General features: G+C 74.2%; 11 protein-coding genes. 6 read left to right on the plus strand and 5 right to left on the minus strand.

What is annotated here, in order from left to right; genetic code table 11:
- The first annotated feature begins 60 nt into the window (after positions 1 to 60).
- Positions 61 to 1,176 (plus strand): MFS transporter, encoded by a 1,116-nt coding sequence (locus ACWEJX_RS11190; protein WP_451607248.1) that lies wholly within the window; start codon positions 61 to 63, stop codon positions 1,174 to 1,176.
- A gap of 4 nt (positions 1,177 to 1,180) precedes the next feature.
- Here the strand turns inward: ACWEJX_RS11190 and ACWEJX_RS11195 are convergent, their stop codons facing one another.
- Positions 1,181 to 2,191: a PHP domain-containing protein gene (locus ACWEJX_RS11195; RefSeq protein ID WP_451607213.1), complete on the minus strand. Its 1,011-nt coding sequence runs from the start codon at positions 2,189 to 2,191 to the stop codon at positions 1,181 to 1,183.
- 19 nt (positions 2,192 to 2,210) lie between these two features.
- The gene (locus ACWEJX_RS11200) at positions 2,211 to 4,313 is read right to left on the minus strand and encodes a SpoIIE family protein phosphatase (protein ID WP_451607214.1); all 2,103 of its coding nucleotides are present in this window, start codon (positions 4,311 to 4,313) and stop codon (positions 2,211 to 2,213) included.
- 215 nt (positions 4,314 to 4,528) lie between these two features.
- Between ACWEJX_RS11200 and ACWEJX_RS11205 the strand changes: the two genes are divergently transcribed.
- Both ACWEJX_RS11205 and ACWEJX_RS11210 read left to right on the plus strand, forming a co-directional pair.
- Positions 4,529 to 4,741: a hypothetical protein gene (locus tag ACWEJX_RS11205; protein ID WP_451607215.1), complete on the plus strand. Its 213-nt coding sequence runs from the start codon at positions 4,529 to 4,531 to the stop codon at positions 4,739 to 4,741.
- 163 nt (positions 4,742 to 4,904) lie between these two features.
- A complete protein-coding gene (locus tag ACWEJX_RS11210) occupies positions 4,905 to 6,095 on the plus strand; it encodes an acyl-CoA dehydrogenase family protein (RefSeq protein ID WP_451607216.1) in 1,191 nt (396 codons plus the stop codon).
- A 227-nt stretch (positions 6,096 to 6,322) separates the two neighbouring features.
- On the opposite strand, the gene ACWEJX_RS11215 is transcribed toward ACWEJX_RS11210, so the two are convergent.
- The 3 genes from ACWEJX_RS11215 to ACWEJX_RS11225 form a co-directional block, all read right to left on the minus strand.
- On the minus strand, positions 6,323 to 7,186 hold the full coding sequence (locus tag ACWEJX_RS11215; RefSeq protein WP_451607217.1) for a potassium channel family protein: 864 nt from the start codon (positions 7,184 to 7,186) through the stop codon (positions 6,323 to 6,325).
- Positions 7,187 to 7,216: 30 nt separating this feature from the next.
- Positions 7,217 to 8,563 carry a nicotinate phosphoribosyltransferase gene (locus tag ACWEJX_RS11220; protein WP_451607218.1) on the minus strand — a complete coding sequence of 449 codons (1,347 nt, stop codon included), beginning with the start codon at positions 8,561 to 8,563 and terminating at the stop codon, positions 7,217 to 7,219.
- 67 nt (positions 8,564 to 8,630) lie between these two features.
- Positions 8,631 to 9,695, minus strand: a complete 1,065-nt coding sequence (locus tag ACWEJX_RS11225) for a helix-turn-helix transcriptional regulator (protein WP_451607219.1) — start codon at positions 9,693 to 9,695, stop codon at positions 8,631 to 8,633.
- A 103-nt stretch (positions 9,696 to 9,798) separates the two neighbouring features.
- On the opposite strand from ACWEJX_RS11225, the gene ACWEJX_RS11230 reads away from it, so the two are divergent.
- Genes ACWEJX_RS11230 through ACWEJX_RS11240 form a run of 3 tightly spaced genes read left to right on the plus strand, consistent with a single transcriptional unit; the run spans position 9,799 to position 11,910 of the window.
- Positions 9,799 to 10,110, plus strand: coding sequence for a hypothetical protein (locus tag ACWEJX_RS11230; protein ID WP_451607220.1), 312 nt, complete (start codon positions 9,799 to 9,801; stop codon positions 10,108 to 10,110).
- Positions 10,111 to 10,155: 45 nt separating this feature from the next.
- Complete coding sequence (locus ACWEJX_RS11235) at positions 10,156 to 11,430, plus strand: phage baseplate protein (RefSeq protein WP_451607221.1); 1,275 nt, start codon at positions 10,156 to 10,158, stop codon at positions 11,428 to 11,430.
- 24 nt (positions 11,431 to 11,454) lie between these two features.
- Positions 11,455 to 11,910, plus strand: a complete 456-nt coding sequence (locus ACWEJX_RS11240; RefSeq protein WP_451607222.1) for a hypothetical protein — start codon at positions 11,455 to 11,457, stop codon at positions 11,908 to 11,910.
- Positions 11,911 to 11,944 lie beyond the last annotated feature (34 nt).

The following is an 11,944-nucleotide window of genomic DNA, read 5'->3' on the forward strand; positions in this document are numbered from 1 at the left end:
TTTGGGCAGCTCCGGCGGCCGGCGGCGGCGTGGCGGCGGGCGGCGGTGCTCGGCGCGCTGATGCTGGCCGCCTTCACCTTCAACACCGCCGAGAACCTGCCGATCGGGCTCCTGGAGGTCGTCGCGGCGGACCTCGGCGTCTCCGTGCCGGCGGTCGGCCTCCTCGTGACCGGTTACGGCCTCACCGTGGCCATCGCGTCGCTGCCGCTCGCCCACGCCGTGCGCGCCGCGCCCCGGCGGCACGTCCTGGCCGGCCTGCTCGGCGCACTCGTAGCCTCCAGCCTGGCCGCGGCCCTCGCCGACTCGTACGGGCCGCTGCTCGCCGCCCGCCTGGTGACCGCGCTCGCCCAGGCGCTGTTCTGGGCCGTGATGGGGCCGGTCGCGGTGGGGCTCTACCCGGCCCGGGTGCGGGGGCGGGTGGTCGGCGCGCTGTCCACGGCCGGTTCGCTCGCCCTGGTGGCCGGAGTGCCCGCCGGCACCTGGCTGGGCCGGCACAGCGGCTGGCCGGTGCCGGTCGTGGTCGTGGCCTGCCTCGGACTCGTCTCCCTGCTGGTCGTCGCCGCCCTCCTGCCGACCTCGCGCCCCGAGACGGAACCCGCCGCCTACGGAACGCGACCCGACCGGCGCCGCTTCGCGATCGTGCTCGCGGCCGGAACCCTCTCCGCCACCGGGGCGTTCGCGGGATACACGTACCTCGTGCCCTTCCTCGGCGACGTCAGCGGATTCCGTCCCGGCACCGTCGGCGTGCTCCTCACGGCCTTCGGCACCGCCTGCCTGGCCGGGGTCACCCTCACCGGAGCCCTGCTCGACCGCCACCCGCGCGGTGTCCTCAGCGCCGCCGTCGGCGCCCAGGCGGCCGGCCTGCTCGGCCTGTACGCCGCGGGCGACCGCCCCACGACCGCCGTCCTCTTCCTGCTGCTCACCGGCGCCGCCCTCGGCCCCGTCTTCATGGCCACCCAGCACGCCATGCTCCACTGCGCCCCCGGCCGCACGGACCTCGCCCTGGCCGCCAACTCCGGTGCCTACAACGCCGGCATCGCCGCCGGTGCCGCGCTCGGCGGCCTGATCCTCCCGCACGCCGACGTGCGGGCCACGTTTCTCGCCGGCGGACTCCTGACGGCCGCGGCCTGTGCCGTGCTGCTGTCGGACCGTGCCGTACGAGTTGCGGACGGGTAGCGGCTCAGCCGCGCGTCCACGCCAGAAGGGTCTCCGCCGGCCAGGTGTTGATCACCCGCTCGGCCGGCACCCCGCACTCCTCCGCCCGCGCGCAGCCCAGGATCTGCCACCCCAGCTGGCCCGGCGCGTGCGCGTCCGTGTCGATCGCGAAGTACACGCCCGCCGCCACCGCCTCGCGCAGCAGCCGGCGGGGCGGATCGAGGCGCTCCGGACGGCTGTTGATCTCGACCGCCGTGCCGGACTCCGCGCAGGCCGCGAAGACCCGTTCGGCGTCGAACTCCGACTCGGGGCGCAGCCGGCCGCCGCTGACCAGGCGGCCGGTGCAGTGACCGAGGACGTCCATCAGCGGATTGCGCACCGCGCGCTCCATCCGCCGGGTCATCGCCCGGGAGTCCATCCGGAGCTTGGAGTGCACCGAGCCCACCACCACGTCGAGCCGGTCGAGGAGTTCCGGCTCCTGGTCCAGCGAACCGTCCTCCAGGATGTCGCACTCGATGCCGGTGAGCAGCCGGAACGGCGCCCACCGCTCGTTCAGCCGGGCCACCACGTCGAGTTGCTCGCGCAGCCGGTCGGGCGACAGGCCGCGCGCCACCTTCAGACTGGGCGAGTGGTCCGTCAGAACGGTCCACTCGTGGCCGATCCGGGCCGCGGTGCCGCCCATGTCCTCGATGGTGCTGCCGCCGTCCGACCAGTCCGAGTGCATGTGGCAGTCGCCGCGCAGCGCGGCCCGCAGCATCTCACCGCCGGCGGCCTCCGGGACCGGGACCTCCTTCTCCAGGTGCTCCAGGTACTCGGGCACCCGCCCGGCCAGCGCCTCGTGCACCACGGCCGCCGTCTTCGGCCCGATGCCCTTGACGGACTCCAGGGTGCCGGCGGCCGCGCGCCGCGCCACCTCGTCGGGGCCCAGGGCCGTCAGCGCCGCCGAGGCCGTACGGAAGGTGCGGGCCCGGTACGTGGGCGCCTGCGCGCGCTCCAGGAGGAACGCGATCCGGTCCAGGGCCGCCACCGGGTCCATCGGCCGCACCGTCCTTCGCTCAGTCCGCCACGACGGGGACACCGTCGGCGGGGCCGTTCGACGCCGCGGGGCCGATCTCGCACCACACCGCCTTGCCCTCGCCGCGCGGCTCCACGCCCCACCGCGCGGCGATCGCGTCCATCAGGAGCAGCCCGCGCCCCGACGTCGCCGCCTCGCCCGGGGTGCGCCGCCGCGGCCAGGCGCTCGACCGGTCCTGCACCGAGAGCCGCACCCGGCGCACCGGCTCCGGCAGCACCTCCAGGGTGAGCACGGCACCGCCCTCGGTGTGCAGGAGCACGTTGACCAGCAGCTCGCCGGTCAACAGCTCGGCGTCGTCCGCGAGTTCGGGCATGCCCCAGTCGACGAGCGCCTGCCCCACGGCCGCCCGGGCGTCCGACAGGCCCTGCGGATCGGCCTGGTGGATGTACTGGTGGATGCGCGGCGCGCGGGGCGTCCCCGGGTCGGGGGTGCGGCGCAGCACGAGCAGCGCCACGTCGTCGCCCGAACCCCAGCGCTCCCACAGCCGTTCGGAGAGGTGGTCCGCGAGCGCCTCCGCCTGCGGCGGGCCGCTGCTCACCGCCTCCGCCAGCGCCGCGAGCCCCGTCTCGATGTCGGTGCCCGGCTGTTCGACGAGCCCGTCCGTGCACAGCACCAGCGTTTCGCCCGGCACCAGGTCCAGCCGGGTCTCCGGGAACTCCTCCTCCCCGAAGACCGTCGCGAGCCCCAGCGGCAGCCCGCCGCGCAGCTTCGGCCGGCCCACCCGTCCGTCCGTGTGCCGGATCAGCGGCCCCAGATGCCCCGCCCGCACCCCGCGCACCGTGCCGCCGGCCAGGTCCACCTGCGCGTACGTGCAGGTCGCGAAGCGATTGGTGTCCAGCTCGGCGAGGAAGCGGGAGGCCCGGGCGAGCACCGTCGACGGGGAGTGGCCCTCGCCCGCGTACGCCCGCAGCGCGATCCGCAGCTGGCCCATGATCGCGGCGGCGTGCGTGTCATGACCCTGCACGTCGCCGACGACGACCCCGACCCGCCCGCGCGGCAGCGGGATCACGTCGTACCAGTCGCCGCCGACCTGCCGTCCGCTCCACGCCGCGTGATAGCGCACCGCGATCTCGCCGCCCTTGATCTGCGGGATCCGGCGCGGCAGCATCGTCGCCTGCAGGCCGGTCGCCAGCTCCCGCTCCTCGTCGAAGAGGATCGCCCGCTGCAGCGACTGCGCCACGATCGCCGCCAGACCGAGCAGCAGGTTGCGCTCGTCGGACTTGAACGAGCTGGGCCGCCGGTAGAACAGCGCCATCCCGCCCAGCGCCCGGGCCTGCGCGATCAGCGGCAGATAGCAGGCCGACCGGAACGGCATCCGCTGCACGTACGGGGCCAGCTCGGGGAAGTCCCGGCCCAGGTCCTGGAACGAGGACACGAAACGCGGCCGCCCGCTCAGCACCGTCTCCGCGAGCGGCAGGCCCCGGTCCAGGCGGCGGCTGCGGAAGTCGTCGAAGGCCTCCATGGACTCGCCGCTGAGCGCGATGAGGTTGAGCGAGCCGTTCTCCGCCAGGCCCAGGGCCAGCCCGTCGGCACCGAGCCGGGCCAGCCCGCCGGGGCCGGTCAGCGAGGCCGTCACGTCGTCCACGGTCACCGCCCGCGACAGCGCGTGCGTCGTCCGCTCCACGATGCTCGTCTGCACCTCGCGGCGCTTCTCCAGGTCCAACAGGAACGCCGAGTGCGTCACCTCGGCCGTCGCGTCCCGCGCGATCCCCACGATCCGGTGCGCCCGCCCGTCGTCCCGACGCAGGATCCGGGCCTGGACGTGCGTCCATTGGGGTGTCCCGTCGGCCGCCTCGATCCGCACGTGTGCCGAGTACGAGTTCTCGCCGCCGGTGATCGCGTGCCGGACCACGCCGTCCAGCCGGGCCCGCTCCTGCGGATCCAGACCGCGGACGAGGGTCGTGGGCCGCCCGTCGAAGTCGTCCTGGGCAAGACCGAAGACCAGCAGGCCCGCGTCGTCGACATCGATGGTGCCGGTGTCGAGGTCCCAGTCGAAGCTGCCGGTGCGGTTCATGGCGAGGCGCTCGGCCGGCCTGATCTCGCCGCCGTGCGCGCTCAGCTCGTCATCGGTCATCCTCCCCATTGTCGAACCGGCACCCCCCGTACGCCATGGCGGCGACGCGCCCACACGGGCGGAATCGGCGGAACGTCGCGGCGCACTGCTCGCCCGCCGGCACCGTGCTCGCGGTGAGCGGCCGGGCCTTCGGCGGGCCCGGCACTGTACCGACGTGCGGGACCGGGATCCGGCCACGAGAATGGCGAGTGCCTGCAGAAGCGTGCGGAACACGAGGAGGCGGCATGAACGGAGAAGCCGACAAGACGTCCAAGACGCTGAGGGGGGACAGCCCGACACCCGACAGGCTGCTCCACGCCGGGTCCGAGGGCGAGTTCACGGCCGAGGACCTGATCCTGGCCTCCGGGCGTGACGTGAACAAGAAGAGCCTTGCCTGGGCGGAGCGCCGCATGGCGGAGAAGGGGGCCCGCGCCTGCATGGACGAACTCCTCCCCTGACGCTCCACACTCCCCATCCGACCGTCTCCCGTCCAGCGGGGCGGAAGGGTCCGTGCGCCACCCGCCGTGCCACGCAACCGGCCGGTGCACGGGCCTTCCGCATTTCTGGAACACGTTCTACCGTGGCCGCCGCACGCCCCGAGCCCGAGCCACGGGAGACGCCATGCACCTCGAGTACACGCCCGCCCAGCACCGCCTGCGCGCCGAGCTGCGGGCCTACTTCGCCGAGCTCGTCCCCGAGGACGTCCACGCCAGATACGCCGACCCCGCCGCCCAGAAGCGCTTCTACCGCGAGACCGTGCGCCGCCTCGGCACCGACGGCTGGCTGGGCGTCGGCTGGCCGACCGAGTACGGCGGCCGCGGGCTCACGCCCATGGAGCAGTTCATCTTCTTCGACGAGGCCGCCCAGGCCGGCGTACCGCTGCCGCTGATGGCCCTCAACACCGTCGGCCCGACGATCATGCAGTTCGGCACCGACGAGCAGAAGGCGTACTTCCTGCCCCGGATCCTCTCCGGCGAGATCGACTTCGCGATCGGCTACAGCGAGCCCGACGCCGGCACCGACCTGGCCGCCCTGAAGACCCGCGCGGTCCGCGAGGGCGACGAGACCACCGGGCACTACCTGGTCAACGGGCAGAAGATCTGGACCACCAACGGCGACACCGCGGACTGGGTCTGGCTCGCCGTCCGCACGGACCCCGCCGCACCGCCGCACAAGGGCATCACCATGCTGCTCGTGCCGACCAGCGACCCGGGCTACTCCTGCACCGTCATCAACACCCTCGCCTCCCACGACACCACCGCGAGCTACTACGAGAACATCCGCGTGCCCTGCTCCCGCCGCGTCGGCGACGAGAACAAGGGCTGGCGGCTGATCACCAACCAGCTCAACCACGAGCGCGTCACCCTCGCCGCCCACGGCACCATGGCCATCCGCGCCCTGCACGACGTGCAGCGCTGGGCCGCCGACACCAAGCTCGCCGACGGGCGCCGCGTCCTCGACCTCGGCTGGGTCCGCCGCACCCTGGCCCGCACTCACGCCCGCCTCGACGCGATGAAGCTGCTCAACTGGCAGATGGTGAACGCCGTCCAGCAGGGCACCCTCACCCCGCACGACGCCTCCGCGGTCAAGGTGTACGGCTCCGAGGCCCGCCGCGACGCCTACGCCTCCCTCATGGAGGTCACCGGCGCCGCCGGCGCGCTGAAGGAGGGCTCGGCCGGCGCGGTGCTGCACGGCGAACTGGAACGCGGCTACCGCTCCGCCGTCATCTTCACCTTCGGCGGCGGGAACAACGAGATCCAGCGCGAGATCATCTCCTGGATCGGCCTCGGCATGCCCCGCGTCCGCCGCTGACCCGTCGCCTGCGCCCGGCCACCGCGTGGCGCAGGTCCCTGTCCCGGCCACTGCGTGGCGCCGGACGCCGACCGGTGCTTTGCTGAGGGTGAGGAGGGGTCCCCTTCCGAGAGGACGCGGAGAAGCGGCTTCGTGCCGTGCACCGCACAATCAGGATCCGCGAGAAGCGGATGGGCCCCTCCTCCTCCCGCGCGCCCCGCCTTCCGCACTGCCCTGTCCGGCCCGGCTCAGCGGCCGTGGTCGGCCGCGTACGCCGCGAAGACGTCCGCCGGGGCCTCGCCCGTACGCAGGAAGCGCGCGTCGAGCACCGCGGCCAGGTCGTCCAGGGCCGTCCGCAGCGCCGCCCCGGAGACCCGGACGTCCGGGTGGCGGGCCCGGGCGGCCTGGTCGGCCAGGTCCGTGGCGTAGGCGAGCTGGGCGGGCAGCGCGATGTGCTCCTCGCCGTCGTAGAAGTAGTACGACTCGGCGTACTGCAGGAAGTCGACCGTGACGATCGAGACGGCCGACGCGAGGGAGTCGAGCAGGGCGGCGCTGCCGTCGGTGTCCAGGGCCCGGGCGGTGGCGCGGCTGCGGCGCAGATGGGACAGGCGCAGGGCCAGCGCCCGGCGCCGGGCGAGGGCCGGGTAGACGCCCAGGATCCAGGCGACGGTCGCGGACAGCAGGGCGAAGCCCACCAGGGCCTCCATCGGGGCGAGCACGCGCAGCCAGCCCGAGGTCGGCACGATGTCTCCCAGGCCCAGGGTGGCCAGGGTGACGAGGGAGACGTACAGCGCGTCGAGCGGACCCGCGTGTGAGCCGGGGGCGAGCCCGGCGGCGTACGAGAAGTCGTCCGGCATGTGCGGCCAGTACATCAGCGCGCAGCCGACGGCGACGATGAGCGCCCAGATGGCGACCACGATCATCATGCCGGTCGGGCCCGAGAGACCGGCCGGCCGCAGGCGTTCCCCGCGCCGGGACGACAGCCGCCACACGGACCGCATCACCAGTCGGCTGAGCCCGCCGTGCCTGGTCGGGTGCCAGAGCGTGTGGAAGACGTCGCGCAGCACGAACAGCACCAGGGCCGCCCCCACCAGCGACAGCGCCCACGTCATCCCACCACGCTCCTCCCTCGGTCCCGCGCCTCAGCCCGGCTCGCCGCGTCCGGCGCCGGTCCGGCTCCCCATCCGGTGCCGTACGACGCTGGTCAGGGCCGTGAGGCGAGCCGACACCGCCGGCGCCGGGGCCACCGGGCCCTCGATGCGCCGGGCCTCCTCCGGCAGGGCGGCGAGATCCGCCTCGAAGCGGGCGCGGGCCGCCGCCAGGGTGTCGGGCGACCCGGTGCGCAGCCCGCCGCTCATCACGGTCGCGAGCAGCGGCTCGGTGCCCCCGGGCGGCTCTTCGTTCGCCAGACCGATCACGTCCCGCGTACCCCGCCCGCGGAAGACCTGCTTCGGGCCGGGCGCCGTCGCCTTCGCCGACGAGAGCTTCATGACCGGCCGCCCGTCGTACTCGACGAGCTTGTACGCCGCGTCCAGATAGGGCGCGTCGGCGGCGGTGCCGACCTTCGTCCCCACGGCGTACGCGTCGACCGGCGCCCCGTCCCGCACCAGACGGTCGACGGCGTACTCGTCCAGACCGCCGCTCACGATGATCCGTACGTCCCCGAGCCCCGCCGCGTCCAGCGCGGCCCGCGCCCGGCGGGCCTGGGCGCCGAGGTCCCCGCTGTCGAGCCGGATCGCGCACCCCGGCCCGAGCCCCAGGTCGGACAGCACGCGCGCCGCCGTCGCCACCCCGCGGTCCGTGTCGTAGGTGTCGACCAGGAAGGTCACCGGCCCCGGATGGGTGCGGGCGAAGGCGCGGAACGCCGTCTCCTCGGAGGGGAAGCTCTCCACGTACGAGTGCGCCATGGTGCCGGCCGCCGGGATGCCGTAACGGTGGGCGGCGGCGACGTTGCTGGTGCCCGCGAAGCCGACCAGGGCACCGAGTCGCGCCGCCTGCATGCCGGCCTCGGCCCCGTGCGCGCGCCGCAGCGAGAAGTCGACGAGCGGACGCCCGGCGCCGGCGAGCACGCACCGGGCCGCCTTGGAGGCCACCGCCGTCTGGTGACAGACCAGGGAGAGCAGGTACGTCTCCACCAGCTGCGCCTGCGGCAGCGGCGCGGTCACCTCCAGCAGCGGCTCACCGGCCAGGACGACGCGTCCCTCGGGCACCGCCCGGACCTGTCCCTCGAAGGAGACGCCGCGCAGCGGTTCGAGGTCCTCGACGGGCCGGCGCAGCACCTCGGCGAACTCCTGCACGTCGGCGCGGCCCACCCGGAACCGCGAGAGGTAGTCGAGGGCCGGTTCGAGCCCGGCGGCGACGAGGAACCCGCGGCCCGGCGGCAGCTCCCGCACGAACAGGCTGAACGTGGCCGGTGCGCGCATGTCCTCCCGCAGGTACGAGAGCGCCATCGTGACCTCGTACAGGTCGGTGGTCGTGACCTGGGACATGCTTCGATCATGCGCGGCCGGCCGGCACCCCGCACGGGGACGGGCGGAACGGGGGGCCTCGCGATCCCTATGTGCCGAGCGCCCGCGCGAGCAGCGCCCGCCGGCTGTGCGTGCCGGTCTTGGCGAAGACCGACTTCAGATGGTCCTGGACCGTGTGCTCGGACAGGTGGAGGCTCCCGGCGAGCGCGTGGCTGTCGGAACCCTCCGCGAGCAGCCCGAGGAGTCCGGTCTCGCGCGCGCTCAGACCGTGCGCCCGGCAGAAGACGTCAAGCCGTTCGGCCGGGGTCGACTCCTCGATGGTGACGGCGATCTCCCGGTCCGCCGCCGGCTCCCTCTCCTCGTGGCCGATCCTGGCCGCGCGCAGCGTCAGCCACAGCCCGTCGGCGAGATGGACCCGGGCCCGCGGCGGATGCGGATCCACGCCGGCCTCGCGGGCGAGGAGTTGGGCCGCGACGTTGTAGACGGCGGCCGGGACCGGGGCCTCGCCCCGCTCCGGCGGAAGGAGCCCGGCGAGGTACGCGTCCGAGCCGGGCGTCCGGCCGCGCACCCGCAGCCCCGGCGAGAGCAGCAGCACGAGGGGACCGGGCCGGACCGCGCCGGGCGGCCGGGACACGAAGGTCGCCGCCTGGCCCTTGCGCAGCGCCTCCGTCACCGGTCCGGCGATCCGGTCCAGGAAGCCGAGCTCGGCGGAACGGAAGGCGCCTGCCTCCGTCTCGTACCGCCACAGGTCCAGGAAGCCCCAGCAGCCGTACCGGTCCCGGAACACCGCCGACGCCAGGTCCCGCACCCCGAGCGGACCCAGCGCCTCCGCCCACATCGGGCCCCGCGCCCCCGGCCCGTACCCGCTCAGCGCGGCGGCCCCGGAGAGACCCGTCCAGCGGTTCACCGGCGTCAGGTACTTCAGCCGCACGATCCGCGGCAGGTCCGCCAGGTCCGGCACGCGCGCCACCGGGGCGCAGCCGACCTCCGTCACCGGATCGGTCAGCAGGAAGGCGAAGGCGTCGAAGCCGATCACTTCCCGCAGCTCGCGGAGCAGCCGCACCCGCAGCTCCCGCGGGTCGCCGCCGGCCGCGCAGACCCGTGCGATCCGCTCGTACGCCCGGTCGTACGCCTGGGGTGAGGGGGAGGACATGGCGTGGAGCGTACGGGGCGAATCCCCCGATATCTGGGATACCGGCGCCGCGCCGCCCCGCCCCACGCTGAGAGGAGACCGTCGAGCCGGTCGAGGAGGAGCCATGATCATCCTGCACATCGAGCACCCGATCACCGACTACGCCGTGTGGAAGCGCGCCTTCGACACCTTCGCCGCCGCCCGCGCCGAGGCCGGCGTGCTCCACCACTCCGTCCGCCGCCCGGTCGACGACCCGGCTTACGTGGTGGTCGACCTCGGTTTCGCGGAGGCCGCGCAGGCCGAGCGGTTCCTCGGCTTCCTCACCACCCGGGTCTGGGCGCGGCCGGCCGACTCGCCCGCGCTCGCGGGCCGTCCGGAGACCCGGTTCCTGTCGGTCGAGGAGGACGTTTGGCAGACTGACGCGGTTCGATCATGAACAGGCATGGTCGGATCGCCAGCCGAGTCGTCGAGGAGCGCGCCGTTGAGCGTCACCATCCCAGGACAGATAGACATCGCGGGCCCGGTGGCCAAGCTGCTCCACCGGCGCCCGCTGCAGAACGGCACCGTCATGCAGTCGTTCGCCTTCGACCCCGTCACCGCCGACGTCTACACCCTCCAGATCATGGACGGCGGCATCCTGCTGCCCGGTGAGACCACCGCCCCCGACTGGGCCACCCGGCTGAGCAACGGCGACCTGTGCCTGACCAGGCTCAGCCCGTCCGGCGCGATCCTCGGCCACATGTACCTGCGCGGCTTCGGACACGGCGTCAACCTCGGCGTGGAGAACCGCGACGGGGCCGTGTGGCTGTGGACCGAGACGGCCTCCACGCCGAACAGCAAGAACGAGGGCTTCGGCACCGCCGTCACCAGCTTCTCGTACGCCGACGGCGACGTCGTCGACTACAACACCCCGCGGCACACCCAGCCGTACACCCCCGACACCGCCGCCCGGTGGATCACCCCCACCATCGACCACGGCGCGAACGAGCTCGTGCTCCGCTTCGGACTCGGCGGCGCCACCTGCTACGAGCGCTACGACCTCGCGCAGGCGGCCGCCGGGGTGTGGCAGCCGCTCCAGCGGATCACCCCCGTGCTGCCGCCCGAGGGCGTCGACTTCCAGGGGTACACGTCCCACGCCGGCGTCCTCTACACCCTCCAGGGCCAGTCGCTGGCCAAGGTCCCGCTGCCCGGCAACACCTACCTCACCGCCTTCGAGTGGGCCACCGGCAACCAGCTCGACCGGCAGTTCGTCACCGCCGCGCCCGGCCTCGAGTGGCGCGAGCCGGAGGGCATGGCGGTCTCCGTCCGCGACGGCGTCCCGCACCTCCACTTCGGCTACGCCTGCGAGGACCCCGGCCCGCGCACCTGCACCATCCTGTCGCTGTCCGGGGCCCCCGAGACCGACGGCGTGAAGGTCCTCACCGACTGGCAGCCGATCACCCTCGCCACCGGCGTGACACCCGATCAGAACACCCCGAAGGCACGCCTGATCAGCCTCGCCGGCACCACCGTGCTCCAGCTCTCCGGCGGGGTCGCGGGCCCCTTCACCGCCGACACCGTCCTCGGCACCCTGCCCGACGCGCTCACCCCGAGCATCACCGCCCGCGCCACGGTGCCCCGCGACAACGCGGCCGGCGGCCCCGCCGTCGCCCGCGTCGAGATCGGCAGCGACCGCGCGGTGCGGCTGTACGGCGGACGCACCACGAACCCGATCGCCTGGGCGCAGCTCGACAACTTCAGCGCCGTCTGGCGCTAGACCTTCCCCACCTCAAGGAGTCGCATGTCCCACAACCGCCGCAGCGTCCTCGGCGCGGCCCTCGCCCTGCCCGCCGCCCTCACCGCGGGCGGCCTCGCCGCCGCCACCCCGGCGGCCGCCGTGACCGGCACCGTCGACGCCGGTGCCTGGACGGCGCTCGTCCTGGAGCCCGGGATCACCCCGAGCGCCGGCGCCACGCCCGAGGTCCGCCTGGTCACCATCGCCGGCACCGTCTTCCTCCAGGCCCGCGGCCTCGTCACCTGCAGCCTGACCGGCGACGCCAAGATCGGCCGGCTGCCCGACGGCTTCGCCCTCCCCACCGGCTACGTCCGCGCCGCCGTGCCCCGCAACAACAGCCAGGGCATCAACGCCTGCCGCTTCGAGATCAACCCGACCGGCTCGGTCAGCGTCTTCGGCGCCAACACGAGCAGCCCGATCACCTGGGTCCAGTTCGACTCCGTGCAGACGATCTGGCGCTGACTCTTCGCGCGGACGGGCCCTCCACCTAGCCTTG

It is taken from the genome of Streptomyces sp. NPDC004788, from assembly GCF_053601115.1.